The 17671-nt window shown below is 33.5% G+C and carries 16 protein-coding genes and 1 pseudogene; 8 read left to right on the forward strand and 9 right to left on the reverse strand.

Going from position 1 to position 17671, the window contains the following annotated elements:
* The first annotated feature begins 71 nt into the window (after positions 1-71).
* The 3 genes and pseudogenes from GQR94_RS17585 to GQR94_RS17595 form a co-directional block, all read left to right on the forward strand.
* A complete protein-coding gene (locus tag GQR94_RS17585; RefSeq protein WP_158977621.1) occupies positions 72-2177 on the forward strand; it encodes a TonB-dependent receptor plug domain-containing protein in 2106 nt (701 codons plus the stop codon).
* A 281-nt stretch (positions 2178-2458) separates the two neighbouring features.
* On the forward strand, positions 2459-2608 hold the full coding sequence (locus GQR94_RS17590) for a hypothetical protein (protein WP_158977624.1): 150 nt from the start codon (positions 2459-2461) through the stop codon (positions 2606-2608).
* Positions 2586-2786: pseudogene (locus GQR94_RS17595) on the forward strand (Xaa-Pro aminopeptidase); the annotation flags it as partial. The gene GQR94_RS17590 and the pseudogene GQR94_RS17595, both read left to right, overlap by 23 nt.
* On the opposite strand, the gene GQR94_RS17600 reads toward GQR94_RS17595, so the two are convergent.
* A complete protein-coding gene (locus GQR94_RS17600) occupies positions 2783-4411 on the reverse strand; it encodes an acyl-CoA carboxylase subunit beta (RefSeq protein ID WP_158977626.1) in 1629 nt (542 codons plus the stop codon). The pseudogene GQR94_RS17595 and the gene GQR94_RS17600 overlap by 4 nt on opposite strands.
* Before the next feature lie 76 nt (positions 4412-4487).
* On the opposite strand from GQR94_RS17600, the gene GQR94_RS17605 reads away from it, so the two are divergent.
* The 3 genes from GQR94_RS17605 to ettA all read left to right on the forward strand — a co-directional run bounded on the left by GQR94_RS17605 (position 4488) and on the right by ettA (position 7471).
* The gene (locus GQR94_RS17605) at positions 4488-5471 is read left to right on the forward strand and encodes a Gfo/Idh/MocA family protein (RefSeq protein ID WP_158977629.1); all 984 of its coding nucleotides are present in this window, start codon (positions 4488-4490) and stop codon (positions 5469-5471) included.
* 84 nt (positions 5472-5555) lie between these two features.
* Positions 5556-5732, forward strand: coding sequence for a CAL67264 family membrane protein (locus GQR94_RS17610; RefSeq protein WP_091624683.1), 177 nt, complete (start codon positions 5556-5558; stop codon positions 5730-5732).
* Between the two features lie 47 nt (positions 5733-5779).
* A complete protein-coding gene (gene ettA / locus GQR94_RS17615; RefSeq protein ID WP_158977632.1) occupies positions 5780-7471 on the forward strand; it encodes an energy-dependent translational throttle protein EttA in 1692 nt (563 codons plus the stop codon).
* Between the two features lie 85 nt (positions 7472-7556).
* Here the strand turns inward: ettA and GQR94_RS17620 are convergent, their stop codons facing one another.
* Positions 7557-8351, reverse strand: coding sequence for an MBL fold metallo-hydrolase (locus GQR94_RS17620; protein WP_199271489.1), 795 nt, complete (start codon positions 8349-8351; stop codon positions 7557-7559).
* 9 nt (positions 8352-8360) lie between these two features.
* A complete protein-coding gene (locus GQR94_RS17625; protein WP_158977635.1) occupies positions 8361-8825 on the reverse strand; it encodes a GNAT family N-acetyltransferase in 465 nt (154 codons plus the stop codon).
* A gap of 153 nt (positions 8826-8978) precedes the next feature.
* Here GQR94_RS17625 and GQR94_RS17630 point away from each other — a divergent pair, with 153 nt between their 5' ends.
* Positions 8979-9866 carry a hypothetical protein gene (locus tag GQR94_RS17630; protein WP_158977638.1) on the forward strand — a complete coding sequence of 296 codons (888 nt, stop codon included), beginning with the start codon at positions 8979-8981 and terminating at the stop codon, positions 9864-9866.
* A gap of 489 nt (positions 9867-10355) precedes the next feature.
* On the opposite strand, the gene fumC is transcribed toward GQR94_RS17630, so the two are convergent.
* On the reverse strand, positions 10356-11753 hold the full coding sequence (fumC, locus tag GQR94_RS17635) for a class II fumarate hydratase (protein ID WP_158977641.1): 1398 nt from the start codon (positions 11751-11753) through the stop codon (positions 10356-10358).
* Positions 11754-11897: 144 nt separating this feature from the next.
* On the opposite strand from fumC, the gene GQR94_RS17640 reads away from it, so the two are divergent.
* The gene (locus tag GQR94_RS17640) at positions 11898-12080 is read left to right on the forward strand and encodes a hypothetical protein (protein ID WP_158977644.1); all 183 of its coding nucleotides are present in this window, start codon (positions 11898-11900) and stop codon (positions 12078-12080) included.
* Positions 12081-12170: 90 nt separating this feature from the next.
* Here GQR94_RS17640 and GQR94_RS17645 read toward each other — a convergent pair whose 3' ends face one another.
* The 5 genes from GQR94_RS17645 to GQR94_RS17665 form a co-directional block, all read right to left on the reverse strand.
* Complete coding sequence (locus GQR94_RS17645; RefSeq protein ID WP_158977647.1) at positions 12171-14648, reverse strand: TonB-dependent receptor domain-containing protein; 2478 nt, start codon at positions 14646-14648, stop codon at positions 12171-12173.
* A gap of 12 nt (positions 14649-14660) precedes the next feature.
* Entirely contained in the window at positions 14661-15131 is a 471-nt protein-coding gene (locus tag GQR94_RS17650) for a hypothetical protein (RefSeq protein WP_158977650.1), read from the reverse strand.
* 105 nt (positions 15132-15236) lie between these two features.
* A complete protein-coding gene (arsC, locus tag GQR94_RS17655) occupies positions 15237-15578 on the reverse strand; it encodes an arsenate reductase (glutaredoxin) (RefSeq protein ID WP_158977653.1) in 342 nt (113 codons plus the stop codon).
* Positions 15579-15608: 30 nt separating this feature from the next.
* Positions 15609-16707, reverse strand: a protein-coding gene (prfB, locus tag GQR94_RS17660; RefSeq protein ID WP_158979670.1) for a peptide chain release factor 2 whose coding sequence is annotated in 2 segments (ribosomal slippage) — positions 15609-16643 and positions 16645-16707 — 1098 coding nt in all. Because the reading frame shifts where the segments join, the coding sequence is not laid out codon by codon here.
* 72 nt (positions 16708-16779) lie between these two features.
* Positions 16780-17634 (reverse strand): transglutaminase family protein, encoded by an 855-nt coding sequence (locus GQR94_RS17665; RefSeq protein ID WP_158977656.1) that lies wholly within the window; start codon positions 17632-17634, stop codon positions 16780-16782.
* Positions 17635-17671: the final 37 nt, after the last annotated feature.

Here is a 17671-nt window from a genome sequence, read left to right on the forward strand (position 1 = left end):
TATTTAGTTTAAATAGTTTTTCGCAAAGTAATTCAGATAATATTACTATTTGTTGGGATACTTCATTTTCAATGAACGAAAGAGATTTGGATAAAGAGTTTGAAATTCTTGAAAGTATTTTTCGACGAACGCCAAATTTGACGGTACAATTATTATTATTTAATATCGAAATAACTGAAAATGAATTTATAGTAACCAATAGTGATTGGCAAAATTTAAAACAAAAAATTTTACGTGTAAAGCCAGATGGGGCTACGATTTATAAAGGTTTAGAGGCAAGAATAAAAAATACGACAGTTTATTTTTTTACCGATGGAAATAGTGTCGAACAAAGTCCATTAATACCTATTAAGAAAGGAAATTTATTAATAAACTCCGTTCCAAATCGCAATGAAAAAGTTTTAACTAACTCAGTATTAATTGGAAAAGGAAGGTTGGTTGATTTAGGGGCTATTTTGCCTGAAAGAATTAGAAGAGAAGGAGGTGAAAAGTCAACTTCTGGGAAGGAAATAAAAGGAACTGTTTATGTTGATAATATTCCGTTTAGTGGAGTAAGAATTAAAATAAAAGGATCCGAAGAAACATTTCAAACAGATGATGATGGAAGATTTAAAATTATGGCATATCCGGGAGATTCTATTCTTATAAGTAGTAGAATTGAAAAAACAATGAAAATAGCGCCAATTAACTACTTCAATTCCCATATGGACATATTTTTAAATTCTAATGTTACCTCTCTAGATGAAGTAATTGTAACAGAAAAAAGGGTTGATTTAGCTTCTAATAGAATGGTAGATACAGCTATTGGACTACAAAGTAAAGAAAGCGTTGGTTATGCCGTGCAGTCCATAGGAGATGAGGAAATTAGTTCGATTCATACGGATATTTCACAATCCATTCAAGGAAAGTTTTCTAATGTGCATATTAAAAGTGATAGAGAGTTGACCCAGTTTTCTACAAGACCAAATAATACTCTTTTGGGGAATAAGTATGGTTTAGTTGTAATAGATGGAATACCAATAGAGACTTCTGATTCCTCGAGTGGAAGGTCTAATCCCTCAGATGAAACGTTTAAGGGGTATAAAGCTGATGCCTCATTTATTGACCCTGAAAATATCGCAAAAGTTACAGTACTTAAAGGTTTAGCAGCCACTAATAGATATGGGGCATTAGGTAATGGTGGAGTGCTATTGATTACAACAAAAAATGCTATTTACGGAAAAGGAAATATTAAAAAAGAGAATAGGGCATTAATTAAAAATAATGTATATGATTCTAAGCTTATGTTAACCGATGATAAATCGTCATATACAAAGGCGCTAGAGGGTACAAAAACTTTAAAAGAAGCATACGATAAATATTTAATACTTAGAAACTACAATGAAAGTGATACTACTTTTTATTTGGATGCATTTTCTTTTTTTAAAGACAAAGATAAAGTTCGAGCAGCACAGATTATTTCAAATTTATGTGAAATGGAGCCATTTAGTGAGTCATATTTGAAAATAGTGGAAATGGCTCTTCATTACTTAGACATGGAGGAAGTGGCTGAAACTTTGAATTATAGGTTGAAAGAATTAAACCCATTTGATTTACAACCTTTATTTACTGAAGCAAAGTTAAAACTTGTTCAAGGTAAAAAGCAAGAAGCTTTAACTATGTTTTCTAATTTAGAAAACGGTGAAACTTATAATAATTTAGATATTAAACCAATTCAAAAATCGATAGAACGAGAGCTAAAGAATTTAATATTTAGGGATAAACTGAATTTAGACGTTGCAGGGGTAAAGCAGAAAAATTTCACTAATATCAGAATGAACGCTAGGATTATGGCAGAATGGAGTGATTCAAAATTTGAATTTCTAATTCAATTTGTTAATCCACAAAATCGCTATTTTAACTGGGAACATGCTTCTGCTACGGGCGATGAAAGAATACAAGGTGAAATGGAATCGGGATATAGTATGGAAGAATTTGAAATTTATGACGATTTAAAAGGTGAATGGACCATAAATGTGAGATATTTGGGAAATCTTGACTCAGATAATACACTTCCGCTAGTGCTTTTATTTACCGTTTATGAAAATTTTGGATACCCTTCACAGACAGAAGAGAAAATAATATTATATTTTAATGGTGAAACTACAACTAAGAAAGTTACTTCGCTTAAAATATGACTGTTATAATAGTTTTCGGCGTAGTTGTTGTTGTATTCTTACTCATAACTAATACTTATTCTTATAAAAAATTATTTTCACTCCTCATTTTAACATGCACATTTTCTTTCGGTCAAGTAAAGAAAAATATTGCAAAAGGTAAAATAACATATTTAGAAATGCCGCTGGTCAAAGCAGAAATTAGAGTTGCGCATACTGATACTACTGTGAGAACTGATTTGAATGGGATGTATTAGATTCATGCACTTCCTGGTCAAACCATTACATAAAGTTATCCAAGCTTGAAAACTACTGAGCTAATGGAGGAAGATGTAACACGTATTTTAAATATTGAACTATTATCTGATGTAAATTTATTAGATGGGGTCACGGTCGAAAAAACAATGATAAAAAGCCAAGAACAATTATGGAGAGAATTACCCTTTAAATAAAAATACCGTTTACGCTATAGAATTAAATACAACGATTACTATTCCAGAATGGAACAGAGACATTCGTATTATGCTCGAAGAAGCAGGTTTCTATGGCGAAAACGGATTTAGATATGTAAATGGGCGACAAACGGAATTACTATTAATTCCACGCATTAAGAATCATCAAGGCAATTAAACCTGAATAACACCTAAATTAAATGGTTTTTCTATGGGAGCATGATTAGCAGCATCAATGCCCATGGAAATCCATTTTCGGGTATCTAAAGGATCGATGATACCATCGGTCCATAAACGCGATGCCGCGTAATATGGAGAAACCTGATTATCATACCTATTTTTAATTTTATTAAATAGTTCTGCTTCTTTTTCAGGTGTAATTTCTTCTCCTTTTTTCTTTAAAGAAGCTTTCTCGATTTGCAACAATACTTTGGCAGCAGAATTACCACTCATAACCGCTAACTCAGCACTAGGCCATGCTACAATTAAGCGAGGGTCGTAAGCCTTACCACACATGGCATAATTACCAGCGCCATAACTATTACCAATAATAATCGTAAATTTTGGAACGACAGAATTACTAACGGCATTCACCATTTTTGCCCCATCTTTTATAATACCGCCATGTTCACTTTTACTCCCCACCATGAAACCAGTAACATCTTGTAAAAAGACTAACGGAATTTTCTTTTGGTTACAATTGGCAATAAATCGGGTAGCTTTATCCGCAGAATCAGAATAGATAACTCCGCCAAATTGCATTTCACCTGTTGTGGTTTTTACCACTTTGCGTTGGTTGGCTACAATACCAACAGCCCAGCCATCAATACGTGCATACCCAGTTAGTATTGTTTTTCCGTATCCTTCTTTATATTGTTCAAAATCAGAATCATCTACCAAACGTTTGATGATTTCAACCATGTCATATTGATCAGATCTTGATTTAGGTAAGATTCCGTAAATATCCTGAGGATCTTCTTTAGGTTTTTCGGACTTAATTCTATTATAGCCCGCTTTGTCAAAATCACCAATTTTACTCATGATGTTTTTAATCGTATCCAAAGCATCAGCATCATCTTTAGATTTATAATCTGTTACCCCGCTAATCTCACAATGAGTTGTAGCACCGCCTAATGTTTCGTTATCAATACTTTCGCCAATAGCAGCTTTTACTAAATAACTCCCCGCTAAAAAGATACTCCCAGTTTTATCTACAATTAAGGCTTCATCACTCATGATAGGTAAATACGCACCACCAGCAACACAGCTGCCCATAACGGCAGATATTTGTGTAATTCCCATACTGCTCATAACCGCATTGTTTCTAAAAATACGTCCAAAATGTTCTTTGTCTGGAAAAATTTCATCTTGTAAGGGCAAATAGACCCCAGCACTATCTACTAAATAAATTATGGGAAGTTTATTCTCAATAGCAATTTCTTGCGCTCTTAAATTCTTTTTTGCGGTGATAGGGAACCATGCGCCTGCTTTTACAGTGGCATCATTAGCAACAACAATACATTGCTTTCCTTTTATATATCCTATTTTTACGACTACGCCTCCAGATGGGCATCCCCCGTGTTCTTTATACATACCTTCGCCAACAAAAGCACCGACCTCTATGGCGTCGGCTTTGTCATCTAATAAATAATCAACACGTTCTCTAGCCGTCATTTTACCTTGAGCATGTTGCTTTTCAATTCTACTTTTTCCACCACCTAATTTAACAGTGGCTAATCTTTTTTTTAATGCTGATAAAAGTAATTTATTATGATCTTCGTTTTTATTGAAGTTAATATCCATAGGAGCTAAAATTTCTTTAATGGGTATAAATATAAGGAGTAATTATTGATTAACTTTGATAATATATAAAGAGAAAATGAAACAGAAACTACGTTGGGGAATAGTTGGTTTAGGGAGTATCGCAAATCATTTTGTAAAAGATTTAGCTTTAGTTGAAGCATCTGAATTGGTAGCGGTAGCTTCTAGAAGTATTGATAAAGCTGAAGAATTTGCTAAAACCTATGCCTCTAAATATGCATTTGGGAGTTATGAAGAATTATTTAAATGTAATGAGGTAGATGTTATCTATATAGCAACACCCCATTCATTTCATGCAAAATTGGCCATAGATGCTATGTATTATGGAAAGCATATTTTATGTGAAAAACCGTTAGGAGTTAATTCTGCTGAAGTGGTTAAAATGTTTGAAGCGGCTAAAGAAAATAACGTGTTTTTAATGGAAGCTTTATGGAGTCGTTTTAATCCAAGTATTCAGAAAATAACGGAATTGATTGCAGAGGGAGTCATTGGTGCTATAAAATATGTTCATGCTGATTTTGCTTTTCCAGCATTACATAGAGATGATGAAAATAGATTGTTGAATCCAAATTTAGCCGGAGGTTCGCTTTTAGATATTGGTATTTATCCTGTTTTTTTATCGTATTTATTATTGGGAAAACCTGATGAGATTATGGCGTCTTCTAAGTTTTACAAAACAGGAGTAGAAATGCAAACGGCTATGATTTTTGATTATCCAGATGCACAAGCTGTTTTGTATAGTGGGTTAAATTCTAAGTCGGAAATGAAAGCAGAAATCTCAGGAACGAAAGGCACTATTTATATTAATCCAAGGTGGCATGAAGCACAAGGTTTTGAGTTGGAAGTTAACGAAGAAATTACGAAATTTGATTTACCAACGAAAGGGAGGGGATATTATTATGAAATTTTAGAAGTTCAAAAATGTATAGATCACAAGGAATTAGAAAGTGCGTTATGGAATCATGATGAAAGCATGAATCTAATTGGGTTATTAGATGCTATTAGGTCAAAAACGGGAATCGTTTTTCCTTTTGAAGAATAAAACTTGGTGTTTCTAAATAGAAAACTCCTTAAAATAACGATATTTGACCCCACCAACGAACTAAAATTACAAGATATTATGGGAATGAACAAAAACACGGTACTCGCATGGGCTACTTTTATAATGATTTTTGTAGGGTTATCTTTAATAGCCTTAGGGGCTTTTAGGTATTACGAAGTTGCAGGATATGGTTTTGCAGCGGTAGGAATCGGATTTTTAGCAATTGCTTGGGTTTTTAATGCATTGAAAGGAAGGGTTTAAATTTTACCACAAACTAGAGTACAAACAATTAAACATATTTAATTTACATGTCTGACGATAAGAAAGTAATTTTTTCCATGTCTGGGGTTACTAAAACCTATAAAACGGCAAACACACCAGTTTTAAAAAATATATATCTAAGCTTTTTTTACGGAGCTAAAATAGGTATTCTTGGTCTTAACGGATCAGGTAAGTCCACACTCCTAAAGATCATAGCGGGAGTAGATAAAAATTTTCAAGGAGATGTGGTTTTCTCGCCAGGTTACCGTGTAGGCTACCTAGAGCAAGAACCAGAATTAGATGAAGATAAAACAGTTCTTGAAATTGTTAAAGAGGGTGTTGCTGATACCGTTGCAATTCTTGATGAATACAACAAGATAAATGATATGTTTGGGTTAGAGGAAGTGTATTCTGACGCAGATAAGATGGATAAGCTTATGGCACGTCAGGCAGTATTGCAGGATGAAATAGATGCTTCAAATGCTTGGGAATTAGATACCAAATTAGAAATTGCTATGGATGCCTTACGGACACCAGATTCTGATAAAAAGATTGGTATTTTATCTGGAGGAGAGCGTAGACGTGTAGCCTTATGTCGTTTATTATTACAAGAGCCAGAAATATTATTATTAGATGAACCTACCAACCACTTAGATGCAGAATCTGTACATTGGCTAGAACATCATTTAGCAGCATACAAAGGAACTGTTATTGCGGTAACGCATGATAGGTACTTTTTAGACAATGTGGCGGGTTGGATTTTAGAATTAGATAGGGGAGAAGGTATTCCTTGGAAAGGAAACTATTCTAGCTGGTTAGATCAGAAGTCTAAGCGTATGGCAGATGAAAGTAAGGTAGCTTCCAAACGTCAAAAAACATTAGAACGTGAGTTAGAATGGGTACGTCAAGGCGCAAAAGGCCGTCAGACCAAACAAAAAGCACGTTTAAATAATTACGATAAGTTAATGAGTCAAGACCAAAAGGTACTTGATGAAAAACTTGAAATATATATCCCTAATGGACCACGCTTAGGTACCAATGTTATTGAAGCCGTTGGAGTTAGTAAAGCATTCGGAGATAAATTGTTGTACGAGGATCTAAACTTTAAATTACCACAAGCGGGTATCGTTGGAGTTATCGGGCCAAACGGTGCTGGTAAAACAACGATTTTTAGAATGGTCATGGGAGAAGAGAAACCTGATAAGGGAGAGTTTGTAGTTGGTGATACAGCCAAAATCGCTTATGTAGATCAAAGTCACTCTAACATAGATCCAGAGAAAACAATTTGGCAGAATTTTAGTGATGAGCAAGAAATGATCATGATGGGAGGGCGTCAAGTAAATTCTCGTGCGTATTTAAGTCGATTTAACTTTTCAGGAAGTGAACAGAATAAAAAAGTGAATATGTTGTCTGGTGGTGAACGTAACCGTTTACATTTAGCAATGACGCTAAAAGAAGAGGGTAACGTCTTACTCTTAGATGAGCCTACGAATGATCTTGATGTAAACACATTACGAGCCTTGGAAGAAGGTTTAGAGAATTTTGCAGGCTGTGCTGTTGTTATTTCTCACGACCGTTGGTTCCTAGATCGTATTTGTACACACATCTTAGCTTTTGAAGGAGATTCTCAAGTCTATTTCTTTGAAGGGTCATTCTCCGATTATGAAGAGAATAAGAAGAAACGTTTGGGTGGCGATTTAATGCCGAAACGTATTAAGTACAAGAAGTTAATTAGGTAATTAATGATATTACCCTAATAACAGCAAAAAATAAAAGCTCCTAAGAAATTTCTTAGGAGCTTTTATTTTATATTTAAAACGCTGCTTAATACTCCATTTTCGGGTACCAATCTAATTGGATTACTTCAATAGTTGGGTCGCCTTCATTTACAAGTTTTTTAAATTTAGCAACATCACTTACATCAGGATTTCCTCTATAATGATAAGGATATACTTGTTTAGGCTTAAATTCTAATACGGCACTAGCCGCGCTTTCTTCCGTCATTGTATACGGTAAGTTCATGCAAATAAAAGCTTTGTCAATATTCTTTAAAGCGCGCATTTCAGGAATATCTTCTGTATCACCTGAGAAATAAATACGCTCGTCGTCTTTACTTAATAGGTATCCGTTTCCTCTCCCTTTGGTATGAAATTTTAAAGCCTCTTCACGTAAATTATACATAGGTATCGCTTCAATACTAATTCCATTAAAATCGGTTTTTTCGCCGTTTGCTAAAATCTGCAATTGTGATTTTAAATTTTCGGGTAATTTATCTGCTACCGCTTGTGGTGCTATTATTTTAGTGTCAGAAAGATCTAAAGAATCAAGTGTTGCCATATCTAAATGATCGCCATGGATATCAGTTATTAGCAAAAGATTAGGTTTTTTCTGTTCGGTATATTCATTCGCTCCCCCAACAGGATCAATATAAATTGTGGTTTCGCCCCATTGTAATACAGCAGAAGCATGCTCAATAGGTGCTATATTGATGACTTCTTTCGTTTTTACTATGGTTTCGGTTTCAGCGGGTTGATTTTCGGTAACAGCTTCTTCCTTCTTATTTTCTTTACAGCCTATTACAAAAATTCCGAATAAACTGAGGGTAAGTAACTTTTTCATAATTATACTTTATTTTAATTGCAATTCCATTTTGATGTCGCTTCGTGCATACGGAAGATCCTTCTCTATAGGCACCTCTACAAAATTATATTTTTTATAAAGGTATAAAGCGTGCGGAAGTTTGGTGCTTGAATACAAAATAATTTTATCCCAATCGCTTTGCTCACCAAAACGTATTGCAAATTTTAACAACGCTTGTCCAATCTTTAATCCTTGGTACTTTTCACTAACAGCCATTTTTCCTAATTCGAAATGGGTATCATTTATCGGAATAAATGAAAAACATCCCACTATTTTTTCTTCATATTTAGCTAAGAAAATATGACCATTTTTTTTCAGAATTGTATTTTCACAATCATTAAGGAGTTCTTTATCCTTTTCTTCTACATAAAAATATTTTTCTAGCCACTCCACGTTTAAATTATGAAAGGCTTTAGAATGTATTGGTTCATAGGGGATTATACTGATTTCCATTTTATATTGTTTCAAAACAATATAAAATTACGGTTTTTACAAACTATTTTTTCCCTAAAAAATCTAAAAATAAAATTAAAACGTATATATTCCTGAAACAAACAAACTCCCTCGCAAGAGGAAAACTAAAAAGAACTTTTAATTTTTTAAATTATGGCAGAAACAAAAAGTAACAATGGATTAAAAGTAATAGCTGGTCTATTACTAGTATTGTTGGTTGGATTGGTAATTTATACCGTGAGTCTTTACAAAGAAAAACAAGACAACACAGACAAGCTTAGCAAAGAAAAAGAATTAGTTGTAGAAGATTTGACTAGTTTACGTTCTGAATATGACAAAGCAATTTTAGAGAGTAATGCAACAAATGAAGAATTAGTAAGCGCAAGAGATAATATCGCAAAATACATTGATTCTGTAAAAACAATGAAGCTTGATATTTCTGCTTTAGGGAAATACAGAAGACAAGTAAGTATTCTTACCAAGGAAAGACAGCAATTAATTAGAAAAGTTGATTCGTTAACTCGTTCTAATGGTAGATTGGTAATGGAAAGAGATAGTACGTTTACGGAATTAGAAAAACAAACTGTTTTCAACGATTCTTTAGTAGTTCAAAATACACAATTAGCAAATGTTGTTGAAAGAGGTTCTGCCTTAAACATTTCTAAATTGGCTGTAGATGCCGTAAAAGAGCGTAACAGTGGAAAATTAGTTTCTACGTCTAGAGCTGGTGCAACAGATAAATTTAAAGTATGTTTTACTTTAACAAATAATACAATAGCTCAAGCTGGTGATAAAGCTTTTTATATTGAAGTTTTAGATCCTCAAGGAAATGTTTTAGGAGAGAGTTTTACTAAAACTACCGATGAAGGTGCTTCTGTAACGTATAGTAAGGCTACTTCATTCTACTATGAAAATAAAGCTTTAGATGTTTGTGATTATATCAATAAGCCATCAGGAGACTTCCAAAAAGGAAACTATATGGTTAATGTATATGATAATAAGCTTAAATTATTAGGAACTAGTAAGTTCACGTTAAAATAGTCTTAGGCTAACCATTAACAAAAAAGGGGTAATCTTTAATTAGATTACCCCTTTCTTTTTTTAATAAGTAACTTTTGATAATGATTGGCTTAGCGTTAGCGCCTAATAGAACTATAGTGTAGTGAAAAACCACTCGAATATGGTGCTCTTGCAGCGCTCTTAAAAGTATACATCCTTTAAAAAAAGGTTATATAAACTTTGAAATTCAATACGAGGAGGAAATTACGGGCTGTATAGAAAAGGAGCTTTATTGCTTTTATTGTGGAAATGGATGAGAAACAAATGTTCCTAACGTAATATAAAAAAGAGGATGTAAATGAAATTTCTGAAGAAAATACAGATAAATAAGTAGCTGATATTCAATTATTTATCTCAGATATAAACCATCGATTTTCGATTGGAAGCTCTGAATTTGAAGGAGATTGAAAATTGTTTGTAGTATAATAAAGGCTCTTTCTAGAAAATTTTCTAGTAAGAGCCTTTTATGATTTATTTTAAAGTTCCAACCATTTCTTCTGGTTTTACCCAATCATCATAGTCTTCTGCGCTTACATATCCAAGATTAACAGCTTCTTCTTTTAACGTAGTTCCGTTCTTATGAGCAGTGTTTGCAATTTCGGCAGCTTTATAATATCCAATTTTAGTGTTTAATGCTGTAACCAACATTAATGAGTTATTAAGTAATTGCTTAATAACTTCATGGTTAGGCTCAATACCAACAGCACAATTTTCTTCAAAACTTACACAAGCATCTCCAAGGAGTTCTGCAGATTGTAAAATGTTGGCGGCCATCATAGGTTTAAATACATTCAATTCATAATGCCCCTGAGTGCCTCCAACGCTAATTGCTACATCATTACCCATAACCTGTGCACACACCATAGTTAATGCCTCACATTGCGTAGGATTAACTTTTCCAGGCATTATTGAACTACCAGGTTCGTTAGCAGGAATAATAATTTCTCCAATTCCTGAACGTGGTCCGGAAGCCATCATTCTAATATCATTGGCAATTTTATTTAAGGATACAGCTAGTTGCTTTAATGCTCCATGGCTCTCTACGATAGCATCGTGAGCAGCTAAAGCTTCAAATTTGTTTTCGGCAGTGATAAAGGGTAGTCCTGTAAACTCCGCAATAAAATCTGCTACAACTACGTCATAACCATCTGGAGTGTTTAAACCAGTACCTACTGCAGTTCCTCCAAGAGCAAGTTCTGCTAAATGAGGGAGTGTATTGTTTAATGCTTTTAAGCCATGATCTAATTGAGATACATATCCCGAGAATTCTTGTCCTAAAGTTAGGGGAGTGGCATCCATTAAATGGGTACGTCCAATTTTTACGACATTTTTAAATTCAATTGTTTTTTTGTGTAATGTGTCACGCAGTTTCGTTACTCCTGGAATAGTAACCTCAACAATCTTCTTATATGCAGCAATATGCATTCCTGTTGGAAAGGTATCGTTAGAAGATTGAGATTTATTTACGTCGTCATTAGGCTGAATTACTTTTTCGCCTTCTCCAATAATATTTCCAGCAAGTTCCTGTGCTCTATTAGCAATAACTTCATTAACGTTCATATTGCTCTGAGTACCAGAACCAGTTTGCCAAATAACCAAAGGAAATTGATCATCATGTTTTTTTGCTAAAATTTCATCACATACTTGGGTGATTAAATCTCTTTTCTCTTCAGAAAGAACTCCTAACTTATGATTTGCATAAGCAGCAGCTTTCTTTAAATAAGCAAATCCGTATACAATATCTAAAGGCATAGAGCCTTTAGGGCCTATTTTAAAATTGTTTCTTGAGCGTTCTGTTTGGGCGCCCCAGTATTTATCCGAAGGAACTTCTACATTGCCCATCGTATCTTTTTCTATTCTATAACTCATAAGAAATTTATTAATGTACACTACAAAGATATTGTATTGTGATTTTTTTTTGGCGTCTCTTTAAAATAATTCTATTTTTTTTTAAAATTCATTTGTACTATTCATCAATTTCAAAGTATCTTTGTAGTAATAAAAATTAATAGCATGTTTGAATTTGACCAATATTTAGGGTTTTTAGCGTTCTTAACTATTTTAACAATAGGTTTTTGGATAATGATTTTCCTATTAACTTTTGTAATACCTTACTGGTTAGGAGGAAACCTTATAGAGCTTTATAAAGAAAAGCGTGATGCTAAAAGAGCAAAGCTAAAAGAAGAAGAGCAATAAGAGATTCTATTTTTTCTCTAAATTGTTATCTATTAAATATAAAAAAAGAAGCCAATTGGCTTCTTTTTTGTTTCTATATGTGAATGAATACTAGAATTCATCACCACCGTCATCATCATTTCTTTGTTGTCCTTTTTGTTTTGAAGATTTTCCTTTTGGCTGATTAAATCGATACATAAAACCAAGTGTAAATTGTCTTTGCCTCCATTGAAATTCGCTTTCAGATGTAAATGTATCTGTATCTGTAAAAGATCTTCTTTTTGCGGAGTTAAATACATCATTTACATTAAATGATAATGTTCCTTTATCCCCAAAAACATCTTTACTAAATGCAATACTAGCAAAGGTCATACTTTTACTTTCTGTTTGTGAATTTTCAGAAGGACCTCTGTAAAAAATGTTGGTTTGCCAATCAATTTTTGCAGGCAATGAAATCTTTGTACTAAACCTAGAAAACCAACTTGTGTTTTTAGCACCATAATCTACTTCATTAAAAACACCTTCTGACTCAAACTGGAAAAAGTTGAAGCTACCATTTAAACGCAACCATTTAGTTGGGTTATATAAAAGTCCTACTTCAGCTCCTATTCTTTGATTAGAAGATAAATTGATAGGTAAAGTTCTAATGATATTTACTCCATCCGAAGTAAAGGTTCCAGTTTCTTCTTGTATACGTTCAAAAGAATTTGTTTCTTTTTGATAATAGATTGAAGAGGTAAAGGTTGCTTTTTTCCATCTCTTTAAATAACCTACATCATACGCATTTGCATACGCGGGGTCTAAATCAGGGTTTCCTTGAAAAACATTTGTTGTACTTGTTCTGGAAGGGAAGGGGTTAATGTAACGTCCTCTAGGTCTGTTAATTCTTCTGTTATACCCTAAAGAGATACTTTCCATATCACTTAATTCTAAAATTAAGTTTAATGTAGGGAAAAGGCCTAAATAGTTTTTATCAAAATTTAAATCTACGTCAGATCCTAATAATTCTTGTAAGGCTGCGGCATCAATCTCAGATTCAACATCTCCTTTCAATTGAGTGTTTTCTAATCTAAGGCCTAATAAATAAGAAAATTGACCATGCTTATTCCCATATTGTGTGTAGAACGCATTAATATTTTCGTCGTAGGTAAATTTATTTTTTAACTCCAAATCAGTTACAAACAATCCATTATCAAAATTTAAAGTGTCTAATTGATAGTCTGTTATAGATTGTTTAAAATTACCTCGATATCCTGCTTCAAACTGCGCATCACCCATGGGTAACACATAATCTGCTTGAAATAAAAATTCATTCTGTGTTTCTTTTTCGTAAATATTTTCTCTGTCATTTAACTCATCGTCAGGAAAGGTATTTACTTCTGTAATATCAGTAAATGCATCTTTAATATCATAAGAATATTGAAAATCACTAGTTAATTTGTGTCCTTTGTCATTAAAATCATTGGTATAATTTACAGATACTTGGTAACTATTATCGTCTTCTTCTTCTTTTTCTTCACGAAGTGTTTCTTTTGTTATTGTTCCACTATTGTAAAGATCACTTTCGGTATCGGTAACATCTGATTCATCTGAAAATCGACCAAAAACACTAGCTGTAATCGATGATTTTTCAGTTAAGAAGTATTCTAAACCTAGGTTGGCATTGAAAGACTTGTCTTCTCTGTTAATATCTCGATCTTCAAAAACTCTATCAAAACTACTCGATACATAATTATTGTCAAAAAATGCGTTTCCCGGAGATCTACGATAAGAATATCCCAACGTATTGAATATATTAAACTTATCTGTACGTAAATTTAAATTAGTGTTCACTGAACTTGATGTAGGATACCCTAGAGTAGTATTTAGAGATCCATTAAAACCAAGGGTTTTCTCTTTTTTTAAGACGATATTTAAGATCCCTGCAGTACCTTCAGCATCATATCTTGCAGAAGGACTTGTAATTACTTCCACTTTTTCTATAGCATCTGCGGGTAGTTGGCGTAAGGCATCTGTAGAGCCAAAACCTGCCATGGCAGAAGGTTTACCATTAATTAGTATTCTAACATTCTCATTTCCTCTTAAACTAATAGCACCATCAACATCTACAGTTACAGAGGGTACATTATTTAATGCATCGCTAATATTGGCTCCACTCGTGGTAAGATCTTTTCCAATATTATATACTTTTTTGTCTAAACGGACTTCTACAGTCGTTTTTTCTCCAACCACTTCTATGCCTTCTAGTTGGGATACATCTGGATTAAGTTGTATGGTACCTAAATTTATAGATTTAGTAAGTGTTTGATTTGGTAGTCTATAGGTTTTATAGCCAATATATTCTAAGCTTATATTGTACTTTCCTGGTAGCGTTTCTACTTCGTATTTACCTGATCCATCAGTAATGCCACCTGTAACTTTACTAGGATCATCTACACTTTGTAAAACAAGTGTTGCATATTCTAAAGGTTGCCCAGTATCTTGCTCTACTACTATTCCTGTAATTTTTATGGGGTTTTGCTCTTGTGGCCTTTGAGCTGTTAAGCTAAATAATGTTAGTAGTAGGGTAATTGGAAGTAGTAGTTTCATGTAGTTTTTAAATTAATCTTTGTTTTTCTTTTTTTTCTTTTTCTTCTTTTTTGATTTGAATCTGTCTTTTTGCAATTTTTCAAAAGCTTCATACTTATCTTCAGGTAAGCCTGCTCTTAATTCTTCTTCTTGCTCCTTGACAATTTTCTCCATGGCCTCTCTGGTTTTCTCAGGCTCCAATTTTAAAATTTGCAATTCAATACGTTTTTGAACACTCTTGGTTAAAATACTTCTAACAATTGCCTCTTCAAAGGGGTTTAAGCCTACTGCTTCTGTTATGTTGGGCATTTCATTATCTACAATTTGCTCTGCAGTAAGTGCTTTTGGCTCTTCTTGCGGGGTTTGTGCTTGTGGAATAGAACTTCTTTGTCTTCCGTAACCATTTCCACTTCCTCCATAGCCATTACCATATTGAGCTTGTATCTCTACAGAGGATAGGGCTAAGGTTAAAATTGCAATTAATGATTTTAAAAATATTTTCATGGTTAATAATATTATAAGATTATAAAACTAAAATAAGGTTTAAAGGAACTTGGTTAAAAGTTTGTTAAAATGATTTAACCAAGTTTTGTGCCAAAGAATAGAATATTAAATAATGGACAGAATATTGGAAGACGGGCGTCCGATGACTGCTTTTTTACCGTTTACTATAATAGGGCGTTCAATTAACTTTGGGTTTGCAACCATTGCTTTTATGATGTCTCCTTCTGATAATTCTTTGCCTTTGAATTCATCTTTCCAAATTTTTTCATTTTTCCGGACTAAATCAATGGCAGATATACCTAATAGATGTAGGATATCAATGAGTTGCTTTTCAGTGAATAGCTCTTCTAAATATTTAACGACTTTAAACTCCTTACCTGATTTTTCAAGTACCGCTAAACCTTCTCTAGATTTTGAGCATCTTGGGTTGTGATATATTGTAATCATAATAATTTATTTTAAAAGTTATAGATCAATTTATTCCTCATCTCTCTGACCCATCATCATAAGAAAAGCTTTTAAGAACTTATCGATGTCACCATCCATGACCGCATCAACATTTCCCGTTTCGGTACCTGTACGTACGTCTTTTACTAGTTTGTAAGGATGCATCACGTAATTCCGTATTTGGGACCCCCATTCAATTTTCATTTTAGAGGACTCTATTTCTTGACGGGCTTCCATTTTTTTGCGCAATTCAATCTCATAGAGTTGTGATTTAAGCATTTTTAATGCCGTAGCTCTATTTTCGTGCTGAGAGCGTGAATCTGAACAAGAAATTTGAATTCCACTTGGTTTATGGGTAAGCTGAACTTTAGTTTCAACCTTATTCACATTTTGTCCACCAGCACCAGAAGACCTTGCGGTTGTAATATCTATATCTGCAGGATTAATAGCAATCTCTATGCTATCATCTACTAATGGATACACATAAACAGATGCAAATGAGGTATGACGTTTCGCATTGCTATCAAAAGGAGAAATACGCACCAATCGGTGGACTCCATTTTCACCTTTCAACCATCCAAAGGAAAACTCACCATCAATTTCTAAGGTTACGGTTTTTATACCTGTAACATCACCTTCTTGATAATTGAGTTCTTTTATTTTGAAGCCTTTTTTTTCGCTCCACATCATATACATTCGCATGAGCATAGCAGCCCAGTCACAACTCTCAGTACCACCGGCTCCAGCTGTAATTTGTATAATGGCAGGAAGCTCATCACCTTCTTCAGAAAGCATATTTTTGAACTCTAGATTCTCTATGCTATCTAATGTTTTAGTATAATGCTTTTCTACTTCTTCTTCACTTATAGCTCCTTCCTTTTGAAATTCGATAAGAACTTCCAGGTCGTTTGCTAATGTTTCGGATGCTTCATAATCGTCTACCCATTTTTTTTTAGATTGAATGAACTTCATATGCTCCTGAGCTTTTTGGGGATTGTCCCAAAAATCTGGTGCTAATGTTTTTTCTTGTTCATTTTCTACTTCTATAAGTTTGGCATCAACGTCAAAGATACCTCCTCAACGCACCAAGGCGATCTAAAAGACCTTTATAAAGGTCTGTAGTAATTATCATGCTATTCAATTTGAAGCAAAAATAAGTTTCTTTTTACTTGAAATCTCTTCTAATCACAAAAAAGATAATTTACTGTTGCTGGCTGTTAACTGCTACCGAATATTGTGTTCTATTTTGACCCTCGGTATATACGACCCCTTTTAAAGGGGAGCAGTCTTGGTAATCTTTACCATGACATACCTTGATATGGTTGTTACCCACTAATAAATTGTTGGTAGGGTCAAAGCCTACCCAGCCGGTAGTAGGAATATAAGCTTCTGTCCAAGCGTGCATTTGAGAATCTCCAAAATAACCATTTCCCTGATCTAGATATCCTGAGACATAGCGTGCAGGGATCTTATTGGCTCTGGCTATAGCACAAAATAAATGTGAGAAATCTTGACAAACGCCATGCTTGTTTGTAATAATATCTTTTAAAGTGGTCTTAACATCCGTTACATCTATTTTGAAATAGAGGTGTTCATGAGTAAATTTATTTAAATCTTGCAAATTTTCAAAGATAGATTTAGTAGCATCAAAAGAAAAAATAGCTTGATTGCTTTGGGGTAACGTAGTGAAATGGGTATCCTTTAAAAACTGATGATGATCAACTTTAAATTCTAGAGAATTTAATTTATTATAATCAGCTTCCATAGTGGAAGTGATTTCAAAATCAAACGGGTTTACATCTTTTTTAAGTAGTTGGAAATGTGCTTTAAATTCAATCTCATTAAATTCCTTTTTTGGGCTAATACGTATTGTTTCAAAACCGTAGCCATTTATTGAAAACTCATTATTAGTTCCTAATGAGTTTTCAAATTTAATTTCAACTAATTCTTGATTATCATTGGTTGCAGGGATAATTAAAAATTGCCAATAGGCACTATGCACTAGGTTTTCATAGGTGTTTTTGGTGTTATAGGTAATGCTATATTCTAATGACATAATTTAAAAAAAAATTGTGACTAAGTTAGCGTATTAG

The sequence above is a fragment of the Cellulophaga sp. L1A9 genome, from assembly GCF_009797025.1.
Taxonomy (GTDB): domain Bacteria; phylum Bacteroidota; class Bacteroidia; order Flavobacteriales; family Flavobacteriaceae; genus Cellulophaga.

What these genes read in the sequence shown, in the direction of transcription:
- GQR94_RS17650 (WP_158977650.1), bottom strand. Translation starts at nt 15,131, where the DNA reads ATGAAAATATTTTTAAAATCATTAATTGCAATTTTAACCTTAGCCCTA.
- GQR94_RS17630 (WP_158977638.1), top strand. Translation starts at nt 8,979, where the DNA reads ATGGCAGAAACAAAAAGTAACAATGGATTAAAAGTAATAGCTGGTCTA.
- GQR94_RS17665 (WP_158977656.1), bottom strand. Translation starts at nt 17,634, where the DNA reads ATGTCATTAGAATATAGCATTACCTATAACACCAAAAACACCTATGAA.
- GQR94_RS17585 (WP_158977621.1), top strand. Translation starts at nt 72, where the DNA reads ATGAACGAAAGAGATTTGGATAAAGAGTTTGAAATTCTTGAAAGTATT.
- GQR94_RS17645 (WP_158977647.1), bottom strand. Translation starts at nt 14,648, where the DNA reads ATGAAACTACTACTTCCAATTACCCTACTACTAACATTATTTAGCTTA.
- GQR94_RS17640 (WP_158977644.1), top strand. Translation starts at nt 11,898, where the DNA reads ATGTTTGAATTTGACCAATATTTAGGGTTTTTAGCGTTCTTAACTATT.
- fumC (WP_158977641.1), bottom strand. Translation starts at nt 11,753, where the DNA reads ATGAGTTATAGAATAGAAAAAGATACGATGGGCAATGTAGAAGTTCCT.
- GQR94_RS17620 (WP_199271489.1), bottom strand. Translation starts at nt 8,351, where the DNA reads ATGAAAAAGTTACTTACCCTCAGTTTATTCGGAATTTTTGTAATAGGC.
- GQR94_RS17605 (WP_158977629.1), top strand. Translation starts at nt 4,488, where the DNA reads ATGAAACAGAAACTACGTTGGGGAATAGTTGGTTTAGGGAGTATCGCA.
- GQR94_RS17610 (WP_091624683.1), top strand. Translation starts at nt 5,556, where the DNA reads ATGAACAAAAACACGGTACTCGCATGGGCTACTTTTATAATGATTTTT.
- GQR94_RS17600 (WP_158977626.1), bottom strand. Translation starts at nt 4,411, where the DNA reads ATGGATATTAACTTCAATAAAAACGAAGATCATAATAAATTACTTTTA.
- ettA (WP_158977632.1), top strand. Translation starts at nt 5,780, where the DNA reads ATGTCTGACGATAAGAAAGTAATTTTTTCCATGTCTGGGGTTACTAAA.
- arsC (WP_158977653.1), bottom strand. Translation starts at nt 15,578, where the DNA reads ATGATTACAATATATCACAACCCAAGATGCTCAAAATCTAGAGAAGGT.
- GQR94_RS17625 (WP_158977635.1), bottom strand. Translation starts at nt 8,825, where the DNA reads ATGGAAATCAGTATAATCCCCTATGAACCAATACATTCTAAAGCCTTT.